Annotated in this window: 27 protein-coding genes and 1 riboswitch; of the genes, 13 read left to right on the forward strand and 14 right to left on the reverse strand. The window is 71.3% G+C overall.

From position 1 onward, the window contains the following. The first annotated feature begins 97 nt into the window (after positions 1-97). From AC4BGC_RS17360 to AC4BGC_RS17370, 3 genes are read left to right on the forward strand one after another with little or no spacing between them, the layout of a single operon-like run. Complete coding sequence (locus tag AC4BGC_RS17360) at positions 98-1,375, forward strand: HNH endonuclease signature motif containing protein (protein ID WP_490556908.1); 1,278 nt, start codon at positions 98-100, stop codon at positions 1,373-1,375. Positions 1,376-1,405: 30 nt separating this feature from the next. Next, on the forward strand, positions 1,406-1,942 hold the full coding sequence (locus AC4BGC_RS17365) for a hemerythrin domain-containing protein (RefSeq protein ID WP_490547176.1): 537 nt from the start codon (positions 1,406-1,408) through the stop codon (positions 1,940-1,942). Between the two features lie 7 nt (positions 1,943-1,949). Further along, positions 1,950-3,215, forward strand: a complete 1,266-nt coding sequence (locus AC4BGC_RS17370; protein WP_490556909.1) for an MFS transporter — start codon at positions 1,950-1,952, stop codon at positions 3,213-3,215. Here AC4BGC_RS17370 and AC4BGC_RS17375 read toward each other — a convergent pair. The 6 genes from AC4BGC_RS17375 to AC4BGC_RS17400 all read right to left on the reverse strand — a co-directional run bounded on the left by AC4BGC_RS17375 (position 3,199) and on the right by AC4BGC_RS17400 (position 10,858). Next, entirely contained in the window at positions 3,199-4,764 is a 1,566-nt protein-coding gene (locus AC4BGC_RS17375; protein WP_490556910.1) for a flavin-containing monooxygenase, read from the reverse strand. The genes AC4BGC_RS17370 and AC4BGC_RS17375 overlap by 17 nt on opposite strands. Before the next feature lies 1 nt (position 4,765). Continuing rightward, positions 4,766-5,587: a crotonase/enoyl-CoA hydratase family protein gene (locus AC4BGC_RS17380; RefSeq protein WP_490556911.1), complete on the reverse strand. Its 822-nt coding sequence runs from the start codon at positions 5,585-5,587 to the stop codon at positions 4,766-4,768. Positions 5,588-5,622: 35 nt separating this feature from the next. After that, positions 5,623-6,087, reverse strand: a complete 465-nt coding sequence (locus AC4BGC_RS17385; RefSeq protein WP_490556912.1) for an SRPBCC family protein — start codon at positions 6,085-6,087, stop codon at positions 5,623-5,625. 57 nt (positions 6,088-6,144) lie between these two features. After that, positions 6,145-6,447 (reverse strand): GNAT family N-acetyltransferase, encoded by a 303-nt coding sequence (locus AC4BGC_RS17390; RefSeq protein ID WP_490547171.1) that lies wholly within the window; start codon positions 6,445-6,447, stop codon positions 6,145-6,147. Positions 6,448-6,493: 46 nt separating this feature from the next. Further along, positions 6,494-9,130, reverse strand: a complete 2,637-nt coding sequence (locus AC4BGC_RS17395; RefSeq protein ID WP_490556913.1) for a hypothetical protein — start codon at positions 9,128-9,130, stop codon at positions 6,494-6,496. 120 nt (positions 9,131-9,250) lie between these two features. Beyond that, entirely contained in the window at positions 9,251-10,858 is a 1,608-nt protein-coding gene (locus AC4BGC_RS17400; RefSeq protein WP_490556914.1) for a phospholipase D family protein, read from the reverse strand. 113 nt (positions 10,859-10,971) lie between these two features. Here AC4BGC_RS17400 and AC4BGC_RS17405 point away from each other — a divergent pair, with 113 nt between their 5' ends. Then, positions 10,972-12,039 (forward strand): tocopherol cyclase family protein, encoded by a 1,068-nt coding sequence (locus tag AC4BGC_RS17405; RefSeq protein ID WP_490556915.1) that lies wholly within the window; start codon positions 10,972-10,974, stop codon positions 12,037-12,039. A gap of 1 nt (position 12,040) precedes the next feature. On the opposite strand, the gene AC4BGC_RS17410 is transcribed toward AC4BGC_RS17405, so the two are convergent. From AC4BGC_RS17410 to AC4BGC_RS17420, 3 genes are read right to left on the reverse strand one after another with little or no spacing between them, the layout of a single operon-like run. Beyond that, on the reverse strand, positions 12,041-12,223 hold the full coding sequence (locus AC4BGC_RS17410; RefSeq protein ID WP_490547166.1) for a hypothetical protein: 183 nt from the start codon (positions 12,221-12,223) through the stop codon (positions 12,041-12,043). A gap of 48 nt (positions 12,224-12,271) precedes the next feature. Continuing rightward, positions 12,272-13,249, reverse strand: coding sequence for an SDR family NAD(P)-dependent oxidoreductase (locus AC4BGC_RS17415; RefSeq protein WP_490556916.1), 978 nt, complete (start codon positions 13,247-13,249; stop codon positions 12,272-12,274). Between the two features lie 53 nt (positions 13,250-13,302). After that, positions 13,303-13,776 (reverse strand): hypothetical protein, encoded by a 474-nt coding sequence (locus AC4BGC_RS17420; RefSeq protein WP_490547164.1) that lies wholly within the window; start codon positions 13,774-13,776, stop codon positions 13,303-13,305. A 144-nt stretch (positions 13,777-13,920) separates the two neighbouring features. Here AC4BGC_RS17420 and AC4BGC_RS17425 point away from each other — a divergent pair, with 144 nt between their 5' ends. The 4 genes from AC4BGC_RS17425 to AC4BGC_RS17440 all read left to right on the forward strand — a co-directional run bounded on the left by AC4BGC_RS17425 (position 13,921) and on the right by AC4BGC_RS17440 (position 16,251). Further along, positions 13,921-14,421: a pyridoxamine 5'-phosphate oxidase family protein gene (locus AC4BGC_RS17425; protein WP_490556917.1), complete on the forward strand. Its 501-nt coding sequence runs from the start codon at positions 13,921-13,923 to the stop codon at positions 14,419-14,421. Positions 14,422-14,535: 114 nt separating this feature from the next. Beyond that, positions 14,536-14,692: riboswitch (cyclic di-AMP (ydaO/yuaA leader) on the forward strand. Between the two features lie 2 nt (positions 14,693-14,694). Next, on the forward strand, positions 14,695-15,456 hold the full coding sequence (locus tag AC4BGC_RS17430) for a C40 family peptidase (protein ID WP_490556918.1): 762 nt from the start codon (positions 14,695-14,697) through the stop codon (positions 15,454-15,456). A gap of 18 nt (positions 15,457-15,474) precedes the next feature. Further along, a complete protein-coding gene (locus tag AC4BGC_RS17435) occupies positions 15,475-15,900 on the forward strand; it encodes a hypothetical protein (RefSeq protein ID WP_490547161.1) in 426 nt (141 codons plus the stop codon). Between the two features lie 9 nt (positions 15,901-15,909). Further along, positions 15,910-16,251 carry an iron chaperone gene (locus AC4BGC_RS17440; RefSeq protein ID WP_490556919.1) on the forward strand — a complete coding sequence of 114 codons (342 nt, stop codon included), beginning with the start codon at positions 15,910-15,912 and terminating at the stop codon, positions 16,249-16,251. On the opposite strand, the gene AC4BGC_RS17445 is transcribed toward AC4BGC_RS17440, so the two are convergent. Further along, positions 16,238-17,074 carry a class I SAM-dependent methyltransferase gene (locus AC4BGC_RS17445; protein WP_490556920.1) on the reverse strand — a complete coding sequence of 279 codons (837 nt, stop codon included), beginning with the start codon at positions 17,072-17,074 and terminating at the stop codon, positions 16,238-16,240. The genes AC4BGC_RS17440 and AC4BGC_RS17445 overlap by 14 nt on opposite strands. A 153-nt stretch (positions 17,075-17,227) precedes the next feature. Between AC4BGC_RS17445 and AC4BGC_RS17450 the strand changes: the two genes are divergently transcribed. Beyond that, positions 17,228-17,896 (forward strand): winged helix-turn-helix transcriptional regulator, encoded by a 669-nt coding sequence (locus AC4BGC_RS17450; protein WP_490556921.1) that lies wholly within the window; start codon positions 17,228-17,230, stop codon positions 17,894-17,896. A 45-nt stretch (positions 17,897-17,941) separates the two neighbouring features. After that, a complete protein-coding gene (locus AC4BGC_RS17455) occupies positions 17,942-18,523 on the forward strand; it encodes a 1-acyl-sn-glycerol-3-phosphate acyltransferase (protein WP_490556922.1) in 582 nt (193 codons plus the stop codon). Between the two features lie 36 nt (positions 18,524-18,559). Here the strand turns inward: AC4BGC_RS17455 and AC4BGC_RS17460 are convergent, their stop codons facing one another. Next, complete coding sequence (locus AC4BGC_RS17460; protein WP_490556923.1) at positions 18,560-19,546, reverse strand: hypothetical protein; 987 nt, start codon at positions 19,544-19,546, stop codon at positions 18,560-18,562. Between the two features lie 176 nt (positions 19,547-19,722). Here AC4BGC_RS17460 and AC4BGC_RS17465 point away from each other — a divergent pair, with 176 nt between their 5' ends. Further along, positions 19,723-20,466 (forward strand): DinB family protein, encoded by a 744-nt coding sequence (locus tag AC4BGC_RS17465; RefSeq protein WP_490556924.1) that lies wholly within the window; start codon positions 19,723-19,725, stop codon positions 20,464-20,466. On the opposite strand, the gene AC4BGC_RS17470 is transcribed toward AC4BGC_RS17465, so the two are convergent. Next, positions 20,463-20,753 carry an antitoxin gene (locus AC4BGC_RS17470; RefSeq protein ID WP_490556925.1) on the reverse strand — a complete coding sequence of 97 codons (291 nt, stop codon included), beginning with the start codon at positions 20,751-20,753 and terminating at the stop codon, positions 20,463-20,465. The genes AC4BGC_RS17465 and AC4BGC_RS17470 overlap by 4 nt on opposite strands. A gap of 133 nt (positions 20,754-20,886) precedes the next feature. Here AC4BGC_RS17470 and AC4BGC_RS17475 point away from each other — a divergent pair, with 133 nt between their 5' ends. Beyond that, positions 20,887-22,455 (forward strand): LLM class flavin-dependent oxidoreductase, encoded by a 1,569-nt coding sequence (locus AC4BGC_RS17475; RefSeq protein ID WP_490556926.1) that lies wholly within the window; start codon positions 20,887-20,889, stop codon positions 22,453-22,455. 3 nt (positions 22,456-22,458) lie between these two features. Here AC4BGC_RS17475 and AC4BGC_RS17480 read toward each other — a convergent pair whose 3' ends face one another. After that, the gene (locus AC4BGC_RS17480) at positions 22,459-22,884 is read right to left on the reverse strand and encodes an organic hydroperoxide resistance protein (RefSeq protein ID WP_490556927.1); all 426 of its coding nucleotides are present in this window, start codon (positions 22,882-22,884) and stop codon (positions 22,459-22,461) included. A 98-nt stretch (positions 22,885-22,982) separates the two neighbouring features. Here AC4BGC_RS17480 and AC4BGC_RS17485 point away from each other — a divergent pair, with 98 nt between their 5' ends. Beyond that, entirely contained in the window at positions 22,983-24,806 is a 1,824-nt protein-coding gene (locus tag AC4BGC_RS17485) for a DUF429 domain-containing protein (RefSeq protein WP_490556928.1), read from the forward strand. 42 nt (positions 24,807-24,848) lie between these two features. Here AC4BGC_RS17485 and AC4BGC_RS17490 read toward each other — a convergent pair whose 3' ends face one another. Continuing rightward, complete coding sequence (locus AC4BGC_RS17490) at positions 24,849-25,616, reverse strand: VldE C-terminal domain-containing protein (protein ID WP_490556929.1); 768 nt, start codon at positions 25,614-25,616, stop codon at positions 24,849-24,851. Positions 25,617-25,683 lie beyond the last annotated feature (67 nt).

Raw genomic sequence — 25,683 nt, forward strand, 5'->3', positions numbered from 1 at the left:
CGAGCACACACGAGCCCGAGCTGGGACGGGAAGAAGTTCTCCACAGATTGCCGATCACCCATTGTTATCGAACATGTGTGCGAGCGAAAATGGACCCATGACCACGGCACTCCTCGACCTTCACCCCGACGCGGGGCACCCCGCGCTCGGGGGTCTGGCTGTGATCGAGGCAGCGCTGGACGAGATGGCGGGGGCTCCTGTGTCGCTGGCGTCCGGGGAGTACGCCGCGGCCGTGCGCCGACTCGAGCGGATCGGCCGGCGCATCGACGCGGTGAAGCTCAGGCTGGTCGCCGCCGCCGACAGGGCGGGGAGCGCTGCCGACGCCGGCTTCACCGGGACCGCCGCCTGGGTGGCGACGACGACCACCACCTCGCGGGCCAGCGCCGCGAAGGAGGTCGGTCTCGCTCGTGAGCTGAGCTCTGGGGACCACGACACCACCGCGGACGCGCTCGACGCCGGACTGGTCTCCCCCGATCACGCCGCGGTGATCCTGCACGCCGACCGGCAGCTCCCCGACGGGGTCAGCGACGCCCAGCGCCGCACGGTCGAGGCCGCGCTCGTGGAGAAGGCCGCCCGGTTCACCCCCGAGCAGCTGCGCCGGGAGGCCCGCCGCGCCATCGAGGCGATCGAGCCCGACCAAGCCGTCGTGGACGCCCACGAGGACCGGCAGCTGCGGAGCGAGGAGGAGATCGCGCGCTCGAGGTCCCGGCTCAGCTTCCACGACAACGGGGACGGCACCACCAGCGGGCACTTCACCGTGCCCACCACCGCGGTCGCGCACCTGCGCAAGATCATCGACGCGATGACCGCACCCCGCCGGATGCCTGCCAGGAGCCAGGCCACGCAGGACCGGACTGCTCCGCGGCCCTACGACTGGGACCTGCGCCGTGGCCTGGCGTTCGCCGAGCTGCTGGAGCACCTGCCCACCGACCACCTCCACGACAAGACCGCCGCCACCGTGGTGGTCACGATCGGCCACGGGGTGCTGCAGGACGCGTTGCGAGCGGCCCACCTCGACACCGGCCAGGCGCTCTCCGCTGGAGAGGCGCGGCGGCTGGCCTGCTCGGCCGGGATCATCCCGGCCGTCCTCGGCACCGGGTCGGTCGCCCTCGATCTCGGCCGGGAGAGCCGGCTGTTCTCCCAGGCCCAGCGAGTCGCCAAGGGACTCGAGCACGACACCTGCGCGGCCGAGGGGTGCCAGCGCCCCTACGCCTGGTGCGAGCTGCACCACCGAAGACCCTGGCACCTCGGCGGGAGGACAGACCTGGCGGACGCCGTGCCGCTGTGCCACTGGCACCACCAGCGCGTCCACGACCCCGGCTACCGGCACCGGTACCGACCCGACGGCTCCATCAACTTCGACCGGCGCACCTGAGAGGCCGCCTGGATGCCTAGAGTTGTCGCCATGGCCAACGAGACCCCCAACCAGACCCCCGTCGAGATCCCGCGCCCCGAGTCCGGAGACGTCGTCGAGCTGATCCTGGACGACCACCGCCTCTTCGAGGCCCTCCTGCGGGAGCTGCGCAACGAGCAGAACGACCGGGACGCGCTGCGTCGCCAGATCTCCGAGCTGTTGGTGGCGCACGGGGAGGCCGAGGAGAGCAAGGTCTACCCGCAGCTCGAGCGCAAGGACGCGATCGACGAGGAGGAGGCCGAGCACGGCGCCAAGGAGCACCAGGAGGGCTACGAGACCCTGCTGCCGCTGCTGGAGGCGACCGAGCTCTACGACGAGGACTTCAGCAACGCCGTGCACGAGTTCAGCGAGACCCTGCTGCACCACCTCGACGAAGAGGAGCGCGACATCTTGAACCCGGCCCGCGAGGACGTCTCCCCGCAGGAGCGCGGCAAGCTCGGCGCCGCCTGGGCCGCGGAGCGCAACCGGATGCTCGACGAGGGCTGCGGCAGCGTGGAGCAGGTGCGGGCGTTGGTCAAGGAGTCGTGACCCTCGATTGAGCTCCTGGCTGGCTGACACCCGGCCACTGCGCAACCCGCACTTCCGCAGGCTCTGGGCCGCGAACATCGTCACGGTGATCGGCGCCCAGCTCACCGTGGTGGCGGTCCCGGCACAGATCTACGCCGAGACCGGCTCCTCGGCGTACGTCGGACTCACCGGCGTCTTCGGCCTGGTGCCGCTGGTCGTCTTCGGGTTGTGGGGTGGCGCGCTCGCCGACGTCATCGACCGGCGCACGATCCTGATCGTCTCCACCCTCGGGCTGATCCTCACCAGCGCGCTGTTCTGGCTGCAGGCGTGGGTGGGATCGGTCGACGTGTGGCTGCTGCTGTGCCTGTTCTCGGTCCAGCAGGCGTTCTTCGCGGTCAACCAGCCCACGCGCAGCGCCGTACTCCCCCGGCTGCTGCCGATGTCGCTGTTGCCGGCCGCCAACTCGCTGAACATGACCGTGATGCAGGCCGGCGCGATCGGCGGACCGCTCGTCGCCGGGGCGCTGATCCCCGTCTTCGGGTTCTCCTGGCTCTACCTGATCGACACGCTCACGCTGATCCCGACGCTGTTCGCCGTGCTGCTGCTCCCGCCGCTCCCCATCGAGGGCGTGACCGGGACCCTGGGGATCCGTGCGGTGCTCGATGGGCTGGCCTACCTCAAGGGCCAGCCGGTGCTGCTGATGTCGTTCCTCGTGGACCTGATCGCGATGGTCTTCGGGATGCCCCGGGCGCTGTTCCCCGAGATCGCCCACCTCGACTTCGGCGGCCCTGAGGGTGGAGGGCTCGCGTTCGCGCTGCTCTTCGCCGGGATCCCGATCGGTGCCGTGCTGGGCGGGATCTTCTCCGGCTGGGTGTCCCGGGTCGAGCGCCAGGGCCTCGCGGTGATCGTCTCGGTGCTGGTCTGGGGCGCGGCCATGTCCGGGTTCGGCGTGGCGGTGGCGCTGGCCGACACCTGGCGGTGGCCGATGCTGGTGGCCGCGGTGCTGCTGCTCGTCGTCGGTGGCGCCGCCGACATGGCCTCGGCCGCGTTCCGGATGAGCATGCTGCAGAGCGCCGCCTCCGACGCCGTGCGCGGGCGGCTCCAGGGCATCTTCACCGTCGTGGTCGCCGGTGGGCCCAGGGTGGCCGACGTGGCCCACGGTGCGGTCGCGGTCTCGATCGGAGCGGCCGCGACCGCTGCGGGCGGTGGACTGCTGGTCATCGTGGTCACGGTGCTGGCCGCGGTCGCCCTCCCTGCCTTCGTCCGCTACCGGGTGGTCAGCGCGGCGCGGTGACCAGCGGCCCCGCGGTGCCCGGCGACCCCGCGGCGACCTGCGACCTCGGGGTGAACTCCATCGAGTCGCTCAGCCGCCGGCGCATCGTGGTCAGGGAGTCGAGCAGGTAGTTCTGCCGCACCCGCCACGGCCCGCGGTCGCCCTGCTGGGGGAACTCCTCGATGGACCGCTGGATGTAGCCCGAGGAGAGGTCGAGCAGGGGCCGGGTCCCGAGCCCCTCGTCCGCGACCGGGGCCGCGGCGGCGAGGTCGTGCCGCTCCAGGTGGTTGAGCACCTTGCAGACCAGGCGGTGGGTGAGGTCGGCACGCAGGGTCCACGACGCGTTCGTGTAGCCGATGCAGAACGCCAGGTTGGGGACGCCGGACATCATCGCGCCCTGCCACACGAACCGGTCGTGCAGGTCGAGGGCCTGGCCGTCGATCGTTGGCGAGACGCCGCCGAGCTGCTTGAGCTTGAGCCCGGTGGCCGTGACCACGAGGTCGGCCTCGAGCACCTGCCCGCTGCGCAGCCGGATGCCCTCGGGCACGAACGAGTCGATGTGGTCGGTGACGACCTCCGCGTCGCCGCGACGGATCGTGCGGAACAGGTCGCCGTCCGGTACGGCGCAGAACCGCTGGTCCCAGGGGTCGTAGGTGGGGTTGAAGTGCTCGGCGACCAGGTCGGGGTCCTTGAGCTGCTTCACGACCAGCCCGGTCAGCACCTTGCGTGCGCGGCCGGGGAACCGCTGGCAGAAGTTGTAGAGCGCGAGCTGCTGGGCGATGTTCTTGGTGCGGATCAACTGGTGCGCGAGCTGGGCCGGGAGTGCCTGCCGGAGCAGGTCGGCCACCTTGTCCTGCTGGGGGACCGAGCCGATCCAGCTCGGGCTGCGCTGGAGCATCGTCACGTGGGCTGCCTCGGGCGCCATCGCGGGCACCAGGGTCACGGCGGTGGCGCCACTGCCGATGACCACGACCCGCTTGCCGGCGTACCCCAGGTCCGCGGGCCAGAACTGCGGGTGCACCACCTGACCGCTGAACGTTTCCACGCCGGGGAACTCGGGCCGGTAGACCTCGTCGTAGTCGTAGTAGCCCGCGCAGGAGTAGAGGAACCCGCAGGTGAGCTCCTCAGGGCCGGTGGGCGTCTCGAGCCGCACCGTCCAGCGGGCGTGCTCGGTCGACCAGTCTGCGGCGACGATCCGGGTCCGGAACCGGATGTGCTCCTCGATGCCGAACTCACGGGCGGTCTCATGGATGTAGTCCAGGATCGTGGTGCCGTCGGCGAGGGACTTCTCGCCGGTCCAGGGCTTGAACTCGTAGCCCAGCGTGTACATGTCGGAGTCCGAGCGGACCCCGGGATAGCGGAACAGGTCCCAGGTGCCGCCGATCACCTCGCGCGCCTCGATCACCGCGAAGGAGCGGCCCGGGCACTCGGTCTTGAGCCGGTACGCCGCACCGATGCCGGAGAGCCCGGCGCCGACCACGAGGACGTCGAGGTGCCCAGAAGATGACCCAGAAGATGACCCGGAAGTTGGCCCAGAAGTTGACCCGGAGAGGGACTCGGTGGCGCTCATGTCAGCGAGCCTTCCACACCGGCTCGCGCTTCTCGGCGAACGCGGTCGGGCCCTCGAGCGCGTCCTCGGTCCCCATCAGCGTCACCATCTCGTCGTCGTTGGCGCGCCAGGCGTCCAGCTCGCCCACCTGCTCCAGGCGGCCGTCCTGCGCCGGGCGGAGCCCGAGCGCGACCCGCTTGCTGGCCTGCACCGCGAGCGGGGCATTGGCCGCGACCACCTCGGCGAGGTCCAGGGCCACGTCCAGCAGCCGGTTGTCGGGGACGACCTCGTTGACCAGTCCCCAGCGCAGCGCCGTCTCCGCGTCGATCGGCTCACCGGTGAGGATCATCCGCATCGCCACCTTGCGGGGCAGCTGCTCGGGCAGCCGGATCAGCCCGCCGGCTGCGGCCATCAGGCCGCGGCGCACCTCGGGCAGGCCGAACCGGGCCGACTCGGCGGCCACAGCCAGGTCGCACGCGAGCACGAGCTCGGTGCCTCCGCCCAGCGCCGTCGCCTGCACTGCAGCGATCACCGGCTTGCTGATCGGGTGGTTCACGAAGCCGGCGAAGCCCCACTGCTCGGTGCCCGGTGGGTTCAGCGGCTCCCCGCGCGAGAGCGCCTTGAGGTCCGCACCGGCGCAGAAGCTCTTGTCCCCCGCGCCGGTGAGTACGACCGCCCGGATCGCCGAATCGGCCTCGGCCTGCTCGAGCGCGTCACCCAGACCTCGGGCCAGGGCGGCGTCGACGGCGTTGCGTGCCTCGGGCCGGTTCAGCGTGACCAGCAGGACGTGGCCACCGGGGCCACGCTGCTCGGTCAGGACGGCGGGTGCGGACTGCTCGTTCATGCCCGCACGCTAGCCCGCATGTGTGCCCGGCCGGGTCAGCCTCCGGTGACGGCCTCGTCGAGCCGGACCAGGCTTTCCTCGAGCTGGTCCTGCTTGACCAGCGGGAAGCCGACCTTCTTGAGGAGGTCCTGGTCGGTGACGGCGTCCCAGTCGTAGGTGAGCCGGACGTGGGTCGAGTTGGACCCCTCGGACTGGAGCTCCCAGACCCACTGCCATCCGGGAGGCTCCACCCCTGCGGGAGCGGTCTTCCAGGCGAGCAGCTTGTTCTCGTCGTAGCCCACGACGTGGTTCTCGGTCTGGTACTCACCGCCCATGTGGTCACCCTCCATGTTCATGGTGAACACCTCGCCGGTCCCCTGGATCCGGTTGGACTTCTCGTCGGACTTGACGAAGCCCGATCCGTCGAGCTCGACGTGGCGTTCGGGGTTCGTGAGCACCTCGAAGATCTCGGCGCTGGGGGCGTTGATGGTTCGTTCCACAGTGATTGAGTTCTCAGCCATCCCCCGACCATTGCTCACAGAACGGGCGCAGACAAGGGCAGTGCCATGCCGAGATCCTCAGCTCGCCGCGTCGCGGCTCCCCAGGAGCTCCTCGTAGTCGGGGTGCTTCTCGATCCACGACTTGATGAACGGGCACCGCGGGACCACTCGGTGCGAGCCCTCGGCGCGCACGTCGTCGAGCGCTCCACGTGCCAGCTTCGAGCCCACTCCCCGGCCCTCGAACCGGTCGTCCACCTCGGTATGGGTGAACACGATGCGCCGGTCGTCGAGCTCGTACGCCGCGAAGCCGGCGAGCTCGCCGTCAAGGTAGGCCTCGTAACGGTTCTCGGACGGGTTGTTCCTCACTTCGACATCAGCCATGGACTCATCGTGCCCCGGCGGTCAAGTCAGGAACCGGAGCCCGAGGTCACCGGCCGCGGCGCACCTGAAGGCTCACCTGGGCGACACGGAGCGGGTACTTCCCACGCACGACGAGCTGGTGCACCCCGGCCTTGCAGCCGACGTTGAACCGGGCGATGTAGACGCCGCGGCGGTTCGCGCGGGCGTGCTTACCAGAGACGCGGATCCCGTCGTAGCGTGCAATGACCCGCTCGCGGGCACCCAGGTCGAGGATGCGGACCGTGGTCCTCGCGCAGGGGTTGAGCACCTTCGTTGCCGGACGGGCCCGCAGGTTGCGCCCGGCGACCAGGCGGATCGGGGTACGGGCCACGCGCTTGCTGCCCAGGGCCGTGACGGTGACGGACTTGGCGCCCAGGGACATCCACCTGGGCAGGAAGACCTTGCGCGCCACGGTCCCCGAGGCGGACGCCTGACCCCTGAGCGTGATGCGACCGATGGTGATCCGGTACTTCTCGCGCGGTGCGAGACCCGCCACCCGCACCGTGGTGCTGACGCGTCGGATGGAGGTCGGGGAGGCCACGGTCACCTCGAGCCTGCCCAGTCCCGGGGCCGCCGGGGTCGGCTTCGGTGTCGGCGTCGGCTTCGGTGTGGGCGTCGGGGTGGGTGTCGGGGTGGGTGTCGGCGTCGGGTCCGGGACCGGGACCATCGCCGTGGAGGTGCCGGTCGCGTCCTGGAAGCCGGCCGCGCCGGTGATCACACGCAGGCTCAGCCGGGTCCCGACGTCGTCGACGGTGACCGTGTAGGAGTCGCTGGTCGCACCGGCGATGGCGACACCGTCACGCAGCCACGCGAAGGTGACGTCCTGAGCAGCGGGTGTGGTGGCCTCGACGACCGCGCGCAGCTCGGCGCCCACCGCGGGGGAACCGGTGATGTGCACGACTGGGCTGACGGTGAAGATGCCGCCGGTGGTGATGCCGGAAGCCTCGACGTACGCGGTGGTGTCGTAGTACCCCGGCGAGGAGGCGCGGACAACGACGGAGAGGTACGTGCCGGCATCTGCCGGCACCAGGGTGTACCCGTGCCCGGTCTCGTCCTCGATGACGACGCCGTCACGGGACCACTCGTAGGTCACCGTCTCGATGGCCGGTGTGCGCGGAGCGAGGTTCACCGTCAGCTCGTTGCCGACGACCGGGTCTCCGGACATGGTCGCCACAGGGTCTGGGGCGGTCCCGTGCTCGCTGACGCCCTTGTCGGTCGCGGTGGCGGGTGTGTAGCCCACCCGGGTGTTGAGGTAGTCGACCCTGATCTCGTGGCCGGCGTCGGCAGGGGTGAGCGTGTAGGTGGTTTCCGCGTTGGCGAACTCCTCACCGTCGCGGAACCAGAGCAGGCTCGTCGTGTCCGGGGCCGGCGAGGCGTCCGTGGTCTTCGCGGTGATCGTGTTCCCGGTGGACAAGGTGCCTTCGAGAGTGACCGTCGGTGCGGTGTCGAACTCGGCGTCCCACGTCGAGGTCTGGATCCTCACGGAGGTGGGTGCGTACCCGGCCTTGCGCGCGGTGACGTTCACCGAGACGAATCCGGCCACGACGTCGGCCGGCTTGACGACGTAGTCCACGGAGGTGGCGCCGACGATGGGGGAGTACGTATCGCCGCGGGCCCACTGGTAGGTGTAGGAGTCGGCGCCCGGGTCCAGGGTGCCGCCGGTGACCTTGGCCGTGGAGCCGGTCTTGCCGGTGCCTGCCACGTACGGGTACTCGGTCCAGCTCATGGCGCCCTCGGTGATCGTGATGGCGTCGGTGTCGTCCGAGGCGCTGCGGTAGCCGGCCAGGTGGACGGTGACGCTCGCGTGGAGGTTCGCATGCAGGTCGTCTGCGACCGGGACGTAGGTGCGTTCGGTGGCACCGGGGATCGCGCCGCCGTTGCGGAACCACCGGTAGGTGGCGCTGGTCTCGGTCGGGTTGTTGTTGAAGTGGGTGGCGGTCAGGGTGGAGCCGACCCGCCCGTTTCCGGTGATCTCGGCGACGGGTGGCGAGCTGAACGTGCTGTGGCTGACGTTGATGATCAGGTTCTGCACGGTCGAGGGGCCGCCGGCGATGCTGGAGGTCAGGGTCACGGGGTAGGCGCCCGACGTACCGATGGCCGGCTTGCCGGTGATCACACCGTGACCGTTTCCGTGGTCGACGAGGGTGAACCCCTCGGGCAGCCCCACCGCGGTCAGCGAGCTCGGTTCGGGATAGCCGAAGGTGGTGATGGTGAAGTCGGACTCGATGCCTTCGCGGAACTCGGCGGTCTCGTCGTTGTAGAACGTGGGCCGCTCGTAGATCGTCAGGGCCACGGTGATCTCGTCGGTGCGGCCCTGGTCGTCGATCGCCTGCAGGCGCAGTTGCAGCGTGTCGGGGAACGGAGGCCCGTCCGTCCAGAGCCGGCCGTCGGGATCGAGTTGTAGCGAGCCGTTCCAGACGCCTGTGCTGCGGACCACGGTGTTGGTCCCACCCGTGGGGATGAAGTCGAGGATCTCGCCCTTCTCACCGACGTGCAGCGATGCGGTCCTCACCGGGCCGAACTGCGGCCCGCCCGGTTCGGCCGCGACCGCCGGGGCTCCGAGTGCCAGCGTGCCCACGGCCAGCAGCAGGCTCAGCAGGAGCGCGAGGGGGCGGATCAGTGTGGCTCCCGACCTGCGGGGTCGGTCGTGCGCAGCGTGCTGCATGGGGGGCCCTCCGAGTGGGTCTGGCCCCCGCACTGGGTCAATGCTCAGAGTGCCTTGCGCAGTTTTACACGAATAGGGTTATTTGTCCGCTAATCCGGAATCGGCCTCAAGAGCGCAGTCTCAGAAGTCGTCGCGGCGCTTGAGCGGCTTCGGGCGGCCGTCGGGGTCGTGCAGCACCCGGTAGGGGATCGTGGCGGCGAGACGTTCCCAGCGGCTGAGCTCGGGAGGCTGCAACCGGCGCAGCCGGCCGGGAGGCCGCTCCCCCGTCCGGCCGGCGGCGTGCCACTCGTCGAGCCGGCGGGCCGACTCGGCGTACGCCGCGAACATGCCGGTCGCCTCGACGGAGTCCTCCATCACCTCGAGCAGTGAGTCAGCGTCGTCGGGGTCGACCTCGCGGTCGAGGTGCTCGGCCGCGAGCGTGAGCCGCAGCCGGCGGGCGTAGGGGCTGTGGTCCTCGGCGGCGGGGTCGACCACCACCGCGGACAGCTCGGAGTCGTGGGTCCACGAGCGGCGGTTGAAGTTGTCCGAGCCGACGGTGGCCCAGACGTCGTCCATCACGCAGACCTTCGCGTGCACGTAGACCGGCGTGCCCTCATGGTTCTCGATGCCGTAGATCGCGACCCGGTCGGGGGCGACCTCGGCCATCTGCTCCATCGCCCGGGCCCGGCCCAGCATCTGCGGGGTGCGCGCCATGAAGCCCGCCTGGTCGGTGAACAGCGGCACCACGGCGACGACGTGCAGGTCGGGGTTGCGCTGCAGCGCCTCGGTGAACACGTTGCCGACCGCCTGCCCCCACAGGTACTGGTCCTCGACGTAGACGAGGTTCCGGGCCCGGAGCAGGGCCTTGGAGTACCCCCGGGCGACACTGCGCTCGCCGCCCCGCGCGAACGGGTAGTCGCGGCCGTGCCGCAGGTTGGGGTAGGTCCGCAGCAGCTGCACGACCTGGGTGGCCCCCTGCGGCGACGGCGGCGGCGGGGCCTGCTCGGGCAGCGGGTCGGGATCCATGTCCATCCGCAGGACCACGTCCTGGGCCCAGTAGAGGGGGTGGCGGGTCAGCCGGGTGGGGTCCTCCCACCGTTCGCGGAACACCGTCTCCACGTCGTGGACGGCGGGTCCGGTGATCGCCGCCATCACGTCGTGCCATGGCGGGGTGTCGCCGTACTCCGGTGCCATCTCCAGCGCCTGCGGGTCCCCGAGGTGCCGGGCGTCGTCACGGCGCGAGTGGCACAGGTCGATGCCGCCCACGTAGGCGATGTCGCGCTCGGGCTCACCGCGGTGCCGGATCACCACGAGCTTCTGGTGGTGCGAGCCGCCCATCCGCACCCGCATGTCCAGCAGGGCCTCCGCGCCGCGGGCCTGGAGCTGGCGGCCGAGGAGGCGGTTCTCGGAGGCGTTGAAGTTGAGCTTCTCGGTGTGCGAGCGCCAGATCAGCCCGCGCACGTCCACGCCGCGCTCGTCGGCGGTGGCCAGCACCTCGACCACCTCGCTGCCGGGCTCTCCGGTGAGCCGCTCGTCGGCATCGCCCTGCCAGTCGGTGAACAGCAGCAGGTCGCCGGCCCGGGTCGCCTCGATCCGCTCGCACAGCTCAGCGAAGTACGTCGCCCCGTGGATCAGCGGCCGGACCAGGTTGCCCTCGGACCAGGCGGCCTCCCCTGGGTGCTGGTCGTCGAGGACGGTGTCGGCGTTGGCCCGCTCGGACCTGGTCAGCAGCCAGTCAGTGTGTCTCACGCAGTCCTCCCGACCGGTGCGTCCGGAACCGTCGTGGACCGAATCTGGCCAACATGCCAGATGGCCGTCGCTCCCGCATCACCGCACCGGGTCGCGCTGGCATCATCTGCTCCATGAAGGTTCCCGGTGCAGCCGTTCTCGGCCGCGGCCTCGCCGCCTACCGCTCCTCGGGCGCGGACCTGCCCTTCGGGGATCCGCTGCCGGCGCACGACGTCGCGATGGAGGGCTACTTCTGGCGGTTCACCGACCCGGACACGGGCCGGGTGCTGATCGCGCTCAACGGCGTGAACCGCGGCCCCGCCGGGGACCACTGGTCGACGCTGGGACTGGCCAGCCATCCCACCGGCTTCCTGCGCACCACCGTGCACCCGGTCGGGCGTGCCTCGACCACCGGGCTGGGCGCATTCGCCGGCGGCGCCTTCCGGGGGACCGCGGACCGCCTCGAGGTCGACCTCGGTCCCGACGCGCTGGTGGACGTGACCGTCTCCGACGCCGTCCCCTGGTCGCGGCGCAGCGTCGGCGGCTCCAGCGTGTTCCAGTCGGTGCCGGCCCTGAACCAGTACTGGCACCCGTGGCTGCTCGGCGGCTCCGCCCACGGGCGGGCCGTCATCGGGGACACCACCTGGGACCTCGACGGGTGGTCGGTCTACGGCGAGAAGAACTGGGGCCGGGGCGGCTTCCCCGACTCGTGGTGGTGGGGCCAGGCCCAGGGGTTCGAGGACCCGGAGGTGTGCGTCGCCTTCGCCGGTGGCGACGTCAACGCGGGCCCGTTGCGGACCCGGGTCACCGGTCTCGTCGTGCTCCTGCCCGGTGGCCGGCTGCTGCGCCTCGGCGACCCCGTGGTCTCGCCCGTGCACGCCGAGGTCTCCGACGAGCGCTGGCTGCTGCGCGGCCGCAGTGCCCAGTGGCAGGTCGACGTGGAGGGGTACGGCGCACTCGACGCGGCGCACGTCCTCCCGGTCCCGCTCCCGGCCGAGCACCGCAACATCGCCGGTGCGATCGAGCACCTCGGGGCCTCGATGAAGGTCAGCGTCCAGCGGTGGGGGCGACCCCACTGGGAGGGCGAGTCGTCGGTCGCGGCCCTGGAGCACGGCGGCATCGACCGCGCGCAGGCGGAGATCGCGCGGCGTGGCGGTTCGCCGGAGGACGTCGACGCCGTACCCCTGCGTTCGGAGCCTTGAGCTAGGAGGATGTCTCGTCCTCGAGGATCTCGCTCAGCGCCGCCACCTCGACGACCTCGATCTGCTGGTCTCCCTGCCGCACGATGCGTCGACCCTCATCGAGCACCCGACGCAGGTGGGCACGGACCAGCTCGGCCCCGCGGGCCTCGGCCGACGAGAGTTCCTCGTCCAGGCTGGAGTCCATCGGCACAACCTAACCTGTTGACCGCCCCGGATCGCTGAGGCATACCGGTCAGAGGTCAGACTCTTCGAGGCCCGCCTGGTCGCCGACCCAGTCCCACAGCTCGACCCGCTCGGAGTCCGCGGTGCGGGTGCGCCGGCCGAAGTGGGTGGGCCGGGGTCGGCGGTCGTGCCAGAGCCGGCCCGCGGGCGGCTGCGGCTGCGCGGCCGCCAGCCACAGCGTCGTGTCGGCTCCCCCGGCTGCGTCGCGCAGCAACGGTCCGGTGAGCTTGTGGAAGGTCGGCAGCGAGTCGGCCACGCCAGGCGTGTCGGCCCACCCGGGGTGCGTGGCGTGCACCCCGATCCCCTGGGGCGCCCAGCAGTCGGCAAGCACCGGGAGCAGCTCGACCTGGGCCCGCTTGCTGCGGGCGTAGGCCGTGGTGGGCGAGTAGGGCCCGTCGGTGTACTCCGGGTCGTCGGCCCGCAGCGCCTGGGCGTACATCCCGCCCGAGGTCACCAGCACGACCCGGGCGTCGTGGCCGGACAGCGCCGGGCGGAGCAGGTCGGTCATCAGCACCGGGCCGAGGACGTGCAGCGACATCGTCAGCTCGTGACCCTGCGGTGACTCCGTGCGTGCGGGCGGCATCGCGCCGGCGTTGTGGACCAGCACGTCGAGCCGGTCGAGGTCGAGCTCGCGGACGAAGCGGCGTACGTCGTCGAGGTCGGCGACGTCGCACCGCTCCACCACGACCTGCGCGCCCGGCACGTCGGCCTCCAGCTCGGCCTTGACCCGGGAGCCCTTCTCGAGGTCGCGTACGACGAGGTGCACCTGCGCGCCCAGCCGGGCGAGCCCCTCGGCGGTCGCCATGCCGAGCCCCGACGTCGCGCCGGTGACCGCCGCGACCTTCCCGGAGAGCGCCCCGGCGGCCGGGTCGGCGGGCCAGGTGGGCAGCCTGCGCCGCACCGCCGGGCCGATCCGGGTGAATCCCGGGACGACCGCGCGGTCCAGCAGGGTGTCCACGCCGCGGGCCAGGCTCTGGGTGAAGGTCATGGCCGCCAACGTAGCCAGCCGGTGCGCGCCGCCCTCCCCGCATCGGTGCGCGGTCAGCCGCCCTGGGGGCCGTCGTCCGGCGGCAGCGGTTCGTGGTGCCGGGCCCCGTGGGTGCGCCGGTCCTCCTTCATCTCCGCCTCGAACAGGTGTCGCCGGCCCTGGACCAGCTCCTCGCGCGCGTGCTGCTCGAGGTCCTTGAACGGCGAGTAGTAGGTCTCGTCGTACTCCTCCACGAGCTGGAAGCTCCACCGGCCCTCGAGGATGTTGCGCCCGACCAGCTCGCTCTCGACCCGGTCGGCCAGCTCGCCGTGACCGGCCTCGCGCAGCTCCTCGACCGCATCGCCCAGGGTGAGGTCGGCGGTGCCGCAGAGCCGGTGGAACGCGTAGAGGTGGCCCCGGGCGACCTCTACCGCCTCGAGGGCCTCGGAGAACTTGCCCAGCGCGGAGACCGTGGCGTCGCTGACTCCCTCGGGCCGTCGGTGCTCGGGCAGCTGGGCGGACCCCGTCGGGTCGGGAGGCGGTGTCATCGGCTCGGAGTACCCGGCCCGGACCGGACGCAAACGAGCGCCTGTCCCGGGGTGGACCTGCGTGGCACCCACCAGGGCGACTTGTGTACTAGGTGCGCGTGGCTAGTTTGGCGAGGCCACTGCAGACACACCGAGAGGAACCTCATGTCGGAGCACCAAGGTCACGACCTCGAGCAGGACAAGGTCGTCGAGATCATGCGAGGCGACCGCTTCTGCATGCTCACCTCGGTCGGTGTCGCCGACCAGGGTCGGCTGCACTCCCACCCGATGACGCCGCAGGAGGTCACCGACGGCGGCGACGTGTGGTTCTTCGTCGACGCCACCAGCGAGCAGGCCGCGAACGTCAAGGCCGAGAAGCGGGTCAACCTCGCGTTCGCCGACGGCTCCACCTGGCTCTCGGTGTCCGGCCACGCCAGCCTCCACCGGGACCGGGCGAAGATCGACGAGCTGTGGAACCCGGTCGTCGAGGCGTGGTTCCCCGACGGCAAGGACTCCGAGAACGTGCAGCTGATGCTGGTCGAGGCCGACTCCGCGGAGTACTGGGACAGCCCCGGAGGCCGGGTCGCCACGGCGCTGGCGTTCGTGAAGTCGAAGGTCACCGGCGACGAGCCCGACGTGGGGAAGAACGCCACCGTCGACCTCTGAGGCACGTCTCAGCAAAATCATATCAATTAGTGATATGACGGACACCCGCTCCGGCGTCCTATTAGTCTTGTGCGGTCGAACACCGCCCGGGACCGCCGAATCCTGCCCAGTCCCGGGTGTCCAACCGAACTCCTGGGGCAGGAGCGGGGGACCCACAGGTTCCATGCATCGGCTCCTCCGGGGGCCGGGGCTCGGGGTGAAGTCACGAGACTGTGACGGAGCACTTTCAGCTCCAACCCGACAGCTGACCCCGCAGGCGTCGGAAGGACTCCTGTGCCCAGCAACGCCCCCCTCCACAAGCCCCTCTCGCGATACCTGCTGCTCCCGGCCCTGTCGCTGCTGCTCCTGATCGGCCTCTCCCTCGTCGGACCCGCCGCCACGGCCGCCCCCGCTCCGGCCCCCTCGCCGAACCCCTCGTCCGGGCCCGGCACCGCCACCGCCGACCACAGCGCCGAGCGCAAGCACAAGAAGAAGGCCAAGAAGAAGAAGGCCGGCAAGAAGAACACCGCTCGCAAGCTGCGGGCCAAGGAGCTGCGGGCCAAGAAGCTCCGGGCGAAGAAGGCCCGCGCCGCCAAGGTCCGGGCCCAGAAGATCCGGGCCAAGAAGGCGCGCCAGGCCAAGAAGCGGGCCGCTGCGGCGGCCGCGGCCGCCCAGCCGGCGACCACGGGTGCCAGCCGCGTCGACCGCGCCATGAAGATCGCCGTCCAGCAGGTCGGTGACCCCTACAAGTGGGGTGCCTCCGGTCCCGGCTCCTTCGACTGCTCCGGGCTGATGCAGTACAGCTTCGCCAAGGCCGGCATCAAGATCCCCCGCACCGCCGCTGCCCAGTCCGGCCGCGCACACCGCATCGCCCGCAGCAAGATGCGCCCCGGCGACCTCCTGTACTTCACCCGCGGCGGCCGGGTCTACCACACCGCCATGTTCCTGCGGTGGAAGCAGGGAACTCCCCAGATCGTGCACGCACCCGGCTCGGGCAAGAAGGTCCGCTTCGACACGCCCTTCTCCAACAGCTGGTTCGCCGGAAGCATGCGCTGACCGACCTACGCTGGGTCCATGACGACCCAGGATCTCGGGAGCGACCGGGCCCTCACCGCTGAGGAGCCCCTGCTGGTCGAGGACGAGCTGGGCGGGTTGTTCGAGACCTCACCGGCCCGGGTGGAGCGCACCTCGGCGGCCGCCGAGGTCGGCTTCATCGCCGGGCTGGTCGCCTTCCTGGCCACGCCCTTCTCACTGATGCTCGCGGTCTGTGTCGGACTGGGGGCCCTCGGCCTGGTCAGCTCGGTGATCGGCCTCGCCAAGGCGAGCCGGCGCGGCGTCTCCGGAAGCCTGCTGGCGTCGCTGGGCATGGTGATCTCCCTGATCGCGCTGGCCCTGGTCGGCCTGCGCTACCTCGGCATCGACACCGCCGTCGGCGACGGCGCCGTCCCCACGCTGGTCGACTGGCTCACCGCGCTCAACGACCTGCTGCCGCCCCCCTGAGTCGCTGCCATGGGCCAGAAGTTCACCACGGTCGAGGATTACCTCGACTCCCTCGGGCCCGAGGTCAGGGAGGTGCTCGAGGCGGTCCGGGCGACCATCCACGCCGCCCTGCCCGGTGCGCAGGACACGATCAGCTACAACATCCCGACCGTCGTGCTCGACGGGCGCCGGGTGGTCCACTACGCCGGGTGGAAGCACCACGTCAGCCTCTACCCGGTGCCGGAGGACCCCGACCTCGCCGAGGAGGTCGCGCCGTACGCCGGTGGCAAGGGGACCCTGAAGTTCCCGCTCGACCGGCCGGTGCCGCACGACCTCGTGGCCCGGGTGGTGCGCTCGCTCAGCGCCGGGTAGCGGTGGCCAGGAGGTACTCCCACTCCATCGGTCCGGCGCCGGCTCCTGCCCGCTCTGCGAGCTCGTCGAGGTCGCGATCCAGCGCGGCGCACCTCTCCGGGTCGTCGGCGTTCGCCTTGTAGACCGCGATCGTGGGTCCGTAGCGGCTCTTGAAGAACTCGCGGAAACCGGCGGGGGACCCGAACCGGTCCACGGCCAGGGTGCGCCGGGTGAGCTCGAGACCGTCGACGCCCTGACCGAGCAGGTCGCGCAGGTGGTCCTCAGAGCCCCACAGCGGGGGCGGCTGCGCACCGGCAGGTGGCGGCGGCGCGTAGGGCTTCATCGTGGCGAACATCCGGCCGATGAACCCCTCCGGGGTCCAGCTGACCAGGCCGATCCGGCCGCCGGGGCGGCACACCCGCAACAGCTCGTCGGCCGCCTGCTGGTGGTGCGGGGCGAACATCACGCCCACGCACGAGATCACCGCGTCGAAGGCCGCGTCCTCGTAGGGCAGGTGCTCGGCGTCGGCCTCCTGCCAGTCGATGGACAGGTCGGCGTCCGCGACTGCCCGGCCGGCCTCGAGCAGGTCGGGGGTGAGGTCGCTGGCGACGACCTCGGCGCCGGCCCTCGCCGCCGGGACCGAGGCATTGCCGCTCCCGGCGGCCACGTCGAGGACCCGGTCGCCCGGCCCGAGGCCGACCGCGTCGACCAGGACCGGACCGAGCTCGGCGATGACCTCGCTGGCGACCGAGGGGTAGTCCCCCATCGCCCAGACCCTGCGGAGCCGGTCCTTGAGCTCCGCGTCGGCCGTGACGTCGTTTCCGGTGGAGGTTTGGCTGCTCATCTGTGTACTCCCTCGTGGTTTTCGGTACCTCCACATTCGGTCGGCGGCGGGCGCCGATCCAGTTCCGGATCTGTACCGGCACGGGTACTGGATCTGTACTGGCCCTCGGCCCGGATCGGGCGTCTACTGGTGGCCGGGTGAAGGGAGCAGCCGATGTCCGGCTATGGCCAGTTCTGTCCGGTCGCCAAGGCGATGGAGGTCCTCGACGAGCGGTGGACCCTGCTCGTCGTCCGCGAGCTGTTGGCCGGGAGCACCCGGTTCAACGAGCTGCGACGCGGCAACCCGAGGATGTCTCCCGCGCTGCTCTCCAAACGGCTGCGCACCCTGGAGCGGGCCGGCATCGTCCGCCGGGAGCTGGTCGGGTCGCACGCGTCGTACGAGCTCACCGAGAGCGGCCGCGACCTGATGGACGTGGTGCTGGCCCTGGGGATGTGGGGCACGCGCTGGATCGGGGAGCTGGGCGACCAGGACCTCGACCCGCACCTGCTGATGTGGGACATCAAGCGCAACCTCGCGATCGACGAGTGGCCGCGCACGCGGACCGTGGTGGGACTGCGGTTCAGCGACGTGCCGCCGCGCGTCGGGTCCTGGTGGCTGATGGTCGACGGCGGCGAGGCGGACGCCTGCGACTTCGACCCCGGGTTCGAGCAGGCCGCCTCGGTGCGCACCACGCTGCGCACGCTCACCGAGGTCTGGCGCGGAGACCGGTCCTGGGACCAGGCGATGAGGACCGGGCTGCTCGCGATCGAGGCCTCCAGCGACGTACGCCGCTCGCTGCCCCGCTGGGTGGGCCAGAGCCGGTTCGCCGCGGTGAGCCGCTGACCCTCGGTTCACGGCGCGGGTGGGTCCGGGCGGTATCGTCGCGCGGTGAACCGACGCTTCCTGATTCGCCGCAACCTCGCCCGCCTGCTGCTGCGGATGGCCGGCTGGAAGACCGTGGGCACCGTTCCGGAGCGGGCGGTCCTCGTCGGTGCCCCGCACACCTCCAACTGGGACTGGGTGATCACCCTGCTCCTGGGCTGGGACTACGACCTCCAGATCAAGCTGCTGGTCAAGCAGGAGTTCTTCAGGGGCCCGCTCGGTCCCCTGCTGCGCGCCTCCGGCTCGGTCCCGCTGGACCGCGACCAGCCGGCGGAGACGATCAACGCGCTGCTGCGCGAGGCCGAGGGCGACGAGCCGTTCGTGCTGGGCCTCGCTGCCGAGGGCACCCGAGGCAAGGGCGAGTACTGGAAGTCCGGCTTCTACCGGATCGCCGAGCAGACCGGGCTGCCCATCACCCTCGCCTTCCTCGACGCCCCCACCCGCACCGTGGGCTGGGGTCCCACGTTCACCCCGAGCGGCAACGTGCGCGCCGACATGGATCTCGTCCGCGAGTTCTACGCCGACAAGCGCGGGATCCGCCCCGACTCGTTCACCACGCCGCGGCTGCGCGAGGAGCCCGAGGCGTAGCGCGCTCGCTCATCTGGATCTGCGCCGGGCTCCGGGTCACGGGGTCGGGCTCTGGCAGTACTTCATCGCCTTCGCGTTCATCGCCCGGAGCTCGGCCGGGGAGTGCTTCTTGCGCAGCTCGTCCAGGGCCACGTAGTTGGGCCAGAAGATCTTCTTGCTCACCTTGCTACCCGGTGTCAGTGCCTGTGGGGAGAGCCACTCGTCGAGGTACTTCAGGTCGCCGAGCAACCGGTCCGCGCGGCGCGTGGGGACGAGCCTGGACCCCTTGTCCAGGAAGCAGCCGTCGTTGCCGAAGGGGTAGCTGTCGAAGTCGACGGCCGGCCACCAGGCGGGTCCGCCTCCTGGACGGAAGCCGCGCACCTGGACCGTGCGCCGTACGACGATGGGATAGGTCTCCCCGGCCACGGTGACCGGGGTCCGCGTGAAGGTCTGCAGGCCGATCCACAGGATCGGCGCCGCGTTGCCGGCATCGTCGGTGCCGCTGTTCTCACCCCACTGCCAGCGGGCGTCGATGATCTCCGGCTTGCCGAGCTCGGCCTCCCTGGGGAACAGGTTGACCGCCTCGTGCGCCCAGGAGCCGAGGACCTTCCTGCGCAACCGTTTCCGCGCGTCGTCGATCGTCGCGGGGAAGGAGCCGTCGAGCACGTGGTCGAAGGCAGCACCCGGGCTCATCGAGCTCAGCTCCGGGTCGATCGAGCGCAGCGTGATCCGCTGGGCCATCCGGGCGAACACGCCCACGTCCCGCGCCGAGAACGCCTTGGTCGGCGTCAGCTCCGGCAGGGTCAGCTCCTTGGCCGGGAGCCGTTCGGCACTCTTCTTGAAGTCGTCCCACGCGTCGTTGAGCTTCTTCAGCTCGGGCGAGGGTTCGGGTGACGGGGTGGAGGTGCTGCCGCCGTCGCCCCGGGACTCCGTGGAGCCGGAGTCCTGGCCGCCGCAGCCGGTGAGGACGAGCGCCGCCAGGAGCAGGCCGGTGACCCCGGTGCGACATCCTCGACGGGCCAGGTGGACACGGGGGACTCTCACGATTCGGTTCACTCTCTGCAGTCGGTGCGTGCCCGGCCGGGCGGTGCCGACTGCGGTCACCCCGGGGGAAGTAGGGCGGGGGAAGCCTAGGGTCCTGAACCGGGTCAAAGGGGTTCATTCTTGATAGTTGGACACGATCGGGGTCAGGCGTCCCCGACCGGGGTGATGATGGCGCGATGACGACCTACTCCGGCGACGAGTTCGAGCGCGCGACCTTCCTCAGGGCCCGGCTCAGGGGCGCCACCTTCCGGTTCTCAGACGTCAGCGGGGTGACGATGCGCGGGGTCGATGTCGACGGCCTCGACATCGACAGCCACGACCTGTTCATGGGCAGCCTCATCGTCAACGGTGTCGACGTGGTGCCGCTGGTGGACGCCGCACTCAACCGGGCCTTCCCGGGGCGCGAGCTGCAGAACGCGCAGGCACCCGAGGGTCTGCGCGAGGCCTGGGTCGCCGTGCAGGCCGCCTGGGCGACGACCGTGGCGAGCACGCCACCGGACCTGGTCGACGCCCACGTCGAGGACGAGTGGTCCCTGGCCCAGACCCTGCGGCACCTCGTCCTGGCGACCGACGCCTGGCTCCGGGGCGGGATCCTGGGGCTGCCGCAGCCGTTCCACGAGATCGGCCTGGTGTTCACCGGGGCCGGCGAGATGGGCTTCGACATGTCGGTCTTCCGCAGCGAGCAACCCGACTACGCGGAGGTCCTCGCCGTGCGCGCGGAGCGGCAGCAGCTGGTGACCGACTTCCTGGACACCGTCACGGCCGACCTGCTCGCCGAGCCCCGCGCGAACCCCTGGGGCGGCGACGACTGGCAGCCCACCGTCGGTGACTGCCTGCGGGTGATCCTGGAGGAGGAGTGGGCCCACCTGCGCTACGTGCGGCGCGATCTCGCCCGGCTGGCTGAGCCCGGCAGCAGCTAGCGGTCGCCGTCGGGGCGGCGCTCGGCGAGCTTGGTGAGGCCCTGCTCGAGCCGGCCGCGGACCTGGTCGACCTTCTCGGCGTACTTGCCGTCGGTGCGCTCGTCGATCTGGGTGGTGATCTTGTCCAGGGTGCGGTCCACGTCGTCACGATGGTCGTGGGCGTAGTCGGCGGCGGTCGCCACGGCGCGCTTGAGGACGGTCTCGGCCTGGTCCACGAAGTCGTTGAGACGGCGGTCGAGGTCGAGCTCGTCGATCTTCTTCTTCAAGGTCTCGTTGATGTCGCTCATCTGTTTCCCCTCGTTCGGCCGGGCGACGCCCGTGTTCACGCCTCCAAGACTGCCACGGGCACCCTGCTTCCCCCATGGACGGCGACCCGCACGCCCGGGCTCGGCCGGCCCCTCGGCGAACTAGGCTCACCGCATGCCGGACTACGGACACGACCTCCAGTTCGGGATCTTCCCCAGCCCCGAGGCCGCCACTGCCGAACGCACCCTGGAGCTGGCCCAGCTGGCCGACGTCAGCGGCCTCGACCTGGTCTCGCTGCAGGACCACCCCTACCAGGCCAGGCACCTGGACACCTGGACGCTGCTCTCGGTCATCGCCGCCCGCACCAGCGCCGTCCGGGTCGCGCCCAACGTGGCCAACCTGCCGCTGCGACCGCCGGTGGTGCTCGCCCGCTCTGCCGCCACGCTCGACGTGCTCAGCGGCGGCCGGGTCGAGCTCGGCCTCGGCGCGGGGGCGTTCTGGGACGCGGTCGTGGCCGCCGGCGGCCCACGTCGTACGCCGGGAGAGGCGGTCGAGGCGCTGGCCGAGGCGATCGGGATCATCCGAGCTGTCTGGGGCACCGGCAGCGTCCGCGCCACCGGCGAGCACTACCGGGTCCAGGGGCTGCACGCCGGGCCGCAGCCGGCCCACGAGATCCCGATCTGGATCGGCGCCTACAAGCCCCGGATGCTGCGGCTCACCGCCGACCTCGCCGACGCGTGGATCCCCTCCATGGGGTACGCCGACCCGCCGGCCCTCGCGGAGATGAACGCGGTGATCGACGCGGCCGCGGAGGAGAACGGCCGCGGCCCGCAGGCGATCCGGCGGATGTACAACGTCTTCGGCAGCTTCGGCCATGTCGGTCGCGGCGGCGGGTTCCTGAAGGGCAGCGTCACCGACTGGGCCGAGCAGCTCGCGGGGCTCGCGATCGACGAGGGCGTCTCCACCTTCGTCCTCGGCACCGACGACCCCGACGACGTGCGCCGGTTCGCCCTCGAGGTTGCCCCCGCGGTGCGCGAGCAGGTGGAGGCCGAGCGCGAGCTGCGCGCCGGCGGGCCCGAGCCGACGCCGGCCTCTCCGGGGGTGCAGCCACCGCCGGCACCGCACGCGCAGACCCCCGGCATCCGGGTGACGCCCACTCCCCCGCCCAGCCGGATCCTGGCGGAGCTGCCGTGGGACGAGTCCACCCGGCCGACCTACCCGGCGCCCGCGAACGCGTCGTACACCGAGGCGCAGCAGGCCTACCCGCAGCACCTGATCGACATCCACGACGCCCTGCGCAGCGAGCTCACCCAGCTGCGCGACGTGGTGGACCAGGTCCGCCGGGGGTTGATGCAGGTCGGGCAGGCGCGCTCGGTGATCAACACGATGACGATGCGCCAGAACAACTGGACGCTGGGTGCCTACTGCGAGTCCTACTGCCGGATCGTCACCGGGCACCACAGCCTCGAGGACCACAGCATGTTCCGCTACCTGCGGGCCAGCGACCCGGCCGCGGCGCCGGTGGTGGACCGGCTCGCGGAGGAGCACGTGGTGATCCACGACGTCCTGGAACAGGTGGACCGCTCGCTCGTCGGGCTGGTCTCCGCCGAGCCCCGGGCGGCGTCCGGGGCGCTGGAGGACCTCTCGGCCACCGTCGACCTGCTCACCGACACCCTGCTCTCACACCTGTCCTACGAGGAGCGAGAGCTGCTGCACCCGCTGGCGCAGCACGGCATGGGGTAGTGCTCAGTCGTCGCTGACCTTGAGGTGCACGTCGATGTTGCCGCGGGTCGCGTTGGAGTAGGGGCAGACCTGGTGGGCCTGCTCGACGAGCTCCTGGGCCTGCTCGTGGGGCAGGTCGGGGATGACCACCTCGAGAGTGACCTCGAGCTGGAAGCCGCCCTCGTCGTTGGGGCCGATGCTGACCTGGGCACCGACGGTGGAGTCACCGAGGTCGGCCTTCGCTCGGCGGGCCACGCCCTGCAGGGCGGAGTGGAAGCAGGCGGCGTACCCGGCAGCGAACATCTGCTCGGGGTTGGTGCCCGCACCCCCGTCGCCACCCATCTCCTTGGGGATGGAGAGGTCGTGGTCGAGGTTGCCGTCCGTGGAGCGCACGTGGCCGTCGCGGCCGGCTCCGGTGGCGAGTGCTTCAGCGGTGTAGAGGGTCTTCATGGGACTCCTTCGTCTGGTCGCGCCACGGCCGGGCAGGACGCCCCGTCGTGCTTTGCCGACACCGTCCGAACCTGTTGCGGCGTACACCTATTCCACCGATGTCCGCGCCATACGGCAGGCTGGGCGACGTGTTCTTCATCGGTGTGGACCTCGCCTGGGGTGTGAAGCGACCCACGGGGCTCGCCGTTCTCGACGAGTTCGGCCTGCTGGTGCACGTCTCGACGGTCCGCAGCGACGAGGAGATCCTCGCCGCGCTGGAGCCGTACGCCGCCGGCGACTGCCTCGTGGCCGTCGACGCCCCGCTCATCGTGACCAACCCGACCGGCAACCGGCCGGCGGAGGCCGCGCTGAACAAGGACTTCGCCCGGTTCGACGCGGGTGCCCACCCTGCCAACACCGGCAAGCCCGAGTTCAGCGACGTCCCCCGCGGCGCCCGGCTGTGCCAGGCCCTCGGGCTGGACATGAACCCGAGGTCGGGACGCCGCCGGCGCGCGCTCGAGGTCTACCCGCACCCCGCCACGGTCGCGCTGTTCGGGTTGGGTCGCACGCTGAAGTACAAGAACAAGCCAGGCCGCGACCTCGACGGCCTCCGCACCGAGCTGCTCACCCTGATGGGCCTGCTCGAGAGCCTCGAGGAGGCGACGCCGCCGCTGCGGCTCACCGCCCCCGGCTCCCCGGAACCCGGCTGGTCCGGGCTGCGCCACCTGGTGGAGACCGCCACCCGCAAGAGCGAGCTGCGGCTGGCCGAGGACCAGGTCGACGCGGTCGTGTGCGCCTACGTCGCGCTGTTCGCGCAGACCCGTCCCGGCGAGGTCACCACCTACGGCGACTTCGAGACCGGCTACATCCTCACCCCGACCCTCCCGGAGGGGCAGGTGCCGAGTCCCCGGCTGCCGAGGGCCGCCAAGCCCGTTGACGACCCGGTCCAGGAGTACACCCGGCGCCACCCCCAGCTCGTCGCCGCCGGCGACCAGTTCCTGGCGCTGGTGACCGGGATCCTCGACGACGCGGGCATCAACTACCTCAGCGTCGCCGGCCGGACCAAGTCGATCGCCTCGTTCGCGGAGAAGGTCCGGCGCACCCGCGAGGGCGTACCCCTCTACACCGATCCACTGCGGCAGATCACCGACACCATCGGGCTGCGCGTGATCACCTACGTGCACAGCGACGTGTCGGCGGTGGCCGACCTGCTGCGCGACCAGGTCGTGGTCAAGGACGACCGGGACATGGGTCTGGAGACCGCGCAGGAGGGCCGCTGGGGATATGCCAGCCGGCACCTGCTAATCGGGCTGGACGCCGCGCGCGAGGGTCACCCCTCCTACGCGGCCATGCGCGGTCAGACCGCGCAGGTGCAGATCCGCACGGTCCTCCAGCACGCGTGGGCAGAGTTCGAGCACGACATCCGCTACAAGGGCACGATGCCCGACGAGCACGCCCGCGACTTCGACCGCCGCTTCACCCTCGCCGCCGGGCTGCTCGAGCTCGCCGACCGCGAGTTCTCCTCGATCAGGGACACGCTGCGGGCCCCGGCGGCCGGCCTCCAGGGACCGGTCCCGCCCCAGGGAGCCGCCGAGCCCGACAACGACCCCCGGATCGACCCGCGCGTGCTGGCGGCGTTCCTCGCCGGGCAGTACGCCGAGTCCGGCTGGTCGCGCACCGAGCACTACGCCTGGATCTCCGGGCTGCTGCTCGAGCTCGGGATCACCTCGCTCGACGAGCTCGGCGAGGTGCTGCGCGCCGGCGACGAAGAGGCGATCGCGCAGCGGATGGACTACCGCTACCCGCCCGGGGCGGTCCGTCGCCTCGACGACGCGCTGCTGGCCGCCTACGGACAGACCTACGTCGACCTGCGGGGCAACGCCCACCGGCGCCCGGCGCTGCAGGCCCGGCTGGAGCGCCTCACCACCGACCCCGCCGGCTGAGTCGGCCCAGTCGGCCACATCGGCCCAGTCGGCCCAGTCGGCTCAGTCGGCCACGTCAACGTGGACGTGGTCGCGGTGCTCGAGGACCGCCTTGACCTCTGCCGACTTCCCGGTGGTGTCGATCTCGTACCCGCGCCACCCCTCGTCGGCCCGTCGTGACGTCCAGATCCAGTCGTCGTAGATGACCGTGACCGTGCCGTAGCGGTCGGCCTGTGCCACCGCCCACTGCGCGAGGGCCCAGCCCTTGACCTTGTTGGCCTCGTTCACCGGCCGGAAGAAGACGTCGAGGGCGCGGCCCTCGTAGTGCGCCGAGCCGGGGATGTGCCCGGTGGACACGCCACCGGGCGCGAAGCCGCCCACGCGCTGGGCCCCGAAGGCGACGTCGATCGCCTTGCGCAGCTCGGCGGCGCGCGGCGTGAGCCCGTCACTGTCGAGCTTCTCGGAGGCCGTGCTCTTGGGACCGTCGTAGAGGCAGGCGAACGCGTGCGGTGCCCGTCCGGTCAGGGCGGTGGCGAGGACGCGGGCGTTCCGGGGGTCCATCTCGAGTGCGTCCGCCGTGGTGTCGGTGGTCCTGTTCAGCGACTCGCCGGTGCGCACCGCGCGCGCCGCGACGGCCGAGGCGCTGACGGCCTCGTCGGTGGTCACCTCGACGGTCCGGTCACCCACCGTGGCCGAGCACTCCTTGGGGTCGGTCAGCCAGCGCACCGCGCCGAGCGCCAGCAGGGAGGCCACCACGGCCAGAGCCAGCAGCAGCGCCACCCCGGTCCAGGCGTCCTGGTCCCGGTTTCCGAGGCGTGCGCGCTGGCTCATTTCCCAAGTCTCCGCGCCCCCACCAAGCGAGGAGTGGACCGGCGCGACCCGGTGGGTACGGCGCGGG

The organism is Nocardioides sp. Z38_18 (assembly GCF_058215695.1).

Bases quoted from the DNA above. Each gene is read 5' to 3' on its own strand.
- AC4BGC_RS17360 (WP_490556908.1), top strand. From the start codon at position 98: ATGACCACGGCACTCCTCGACCTTCACCCCGACGCGGGGCACCCCGCG.
- AC4BGC_RS17365 (WP_490547176.1), top strand. From the start codon at position 1,406: ATGGCCAACGAGACCCCCAACCAGACCCCCGTCGAGATCCCGCGCCCC.
- AC4BGC_RS17375 (WP_490556910.1), bottom strand. From the start codon at position 4,764: ATGAGCGCCACCGAGTCCCTCTCCGGGTCAACTTCTGGGCCAACTTCC.
- AC4BGC_RS17380 (WP_490556911.1), bottom strand. From the start codon at position 5,587: ATGAACGAGCAGTCCGCACCCGCCGTCCTGACCGAGCAGCGTGGCCCC.
- AC4BGC_RS17385 (WP_490556912.1), bottom strand. From the start codon at position 6,087: ATGGCTGAGAACTCAATCACTGTGGAACGAACCATCAACGCCCCCAGC.
- AC4BGC_RS17390 (WP_490547171.1), bottom strand. From the start codon at position 6,447: ATGGCTGATGTCGAAGTGAGGAACAACCCGTCCGAGAACCGTTACGAG.
- AC4BGC_RS17395 (WP_490556913.1), bottom strand. From the start codon at position 9,130: ATGCAGCACGCTGCGCACGACCGACCCCGCAGGTCGGGAGCCACACTG.
- AC4BGC_RS17405 (WP_490556915.1), top strand. From the start codon at position 10,972: ATGAAGGTTCCCGGTGCAGCCGTTCTCGGCCGCGGCCTCGCCGCCTAC.
- AC4BGC_RS17410 (WP_490547166.1), bottom strand. From the start codon at position 12,223: ATGGACTCCAGCCTGGACGAGGAACTCTCGTCGGCCGAGGCCCGCGGG.
- AC4BGC_RS17415 (WP_490556916.1), bottom strand. From the start codon at position 13,249: ATGACCTTCACCCAGAGCCTGGCCCGCGGCGTGGACACCCTGCTGGAC.
- AC4BGC_RS17420 (WP_490547164.1), bottom strand. From the start codon at position 13,776: ATGACACCGCCTCCCGACCCGACGGGGTCCGCCCAGCTGCCCGAGCAC.
- AC4BGC_RS17425 (WP_490556917.1), top strand. From the start codon at position 13,921: ATGTCGGAGCACCAAGGTCACGACCTCGAGCAGGACAAGGTCGTCGAG.
- AC4BGC_RS17435 (WP_490547161.1), top strand. From the start codon at position 15,475: ATGACGACCCAGGATCTCGGGAGCGACCGGGCCCTCACCGCTGAGGAG.
- AC4BGC_RS17440 (WP_490556919.1), top strand. From the start codon at position 15,910: ATGGGCCAGAAGTTCACCACGGTCGAGGATTACCTCGACTCCCTCGGG.
- AC4BGC_RS17445 (WP_490556920.1), bottom strand. From the start codon at position 17,074: ATGAGCAGCCAAACCTCCACCGGAAACGACGTCACGGCCGACGCGGAG.
- AC4BGC_RS17450 (WP_490556921.1), top strand. From the start codon at position 17,228: ATGTCCGGCTATGGCCAGTTCTGTCCGGTCGCCAAGGCGATGGAGGTC.
- AC4BGC_RS17465 (WP_490556924.1), top strand. From the start codon at position 19,723: ATGACGACCTACTCCGGCGACGAGTTCGAGCGCGCGACCTTCCTCAGG.
- AC4BGC_RS17470 (WP_490556925.1), bottom strand. From the start codon at position 20,753: ATGAGCGACATCAACGAGACCTTGAAGAAGAAGATCGACGAGCTCGAC.
- AC4BGC_RS17475 (WP_490556926.1), top strand. From the start codon at position 20,887: ATGCCGGACTACGGACACGACCTCCAGTTCGGGATCTTCCCCAGCCCC.
- AC4BGC_RS17480 (WP_490556927.1), bottom strand. From the start codon at position 22,884: ATGAAGACCCTCTACACCGCTGAAGCACTCGCCACCGGAGCCGGCCGC.
- AC4BGC_RS17485 (WP_490556928.1), top strand. From the start codon at position 22,983: ATGTCCGCGCCATACGGCAGGCTGGGCGACGTGTTCTTCATCGGTGTG.
- AC4BGC_RS17490 (WP_490556929.1), bottom strand. From the start codon at position 25,616: ATGAGCCAGCGCGCACGCCTCGGAAACCGGGACCAGGACGCCTGGACC.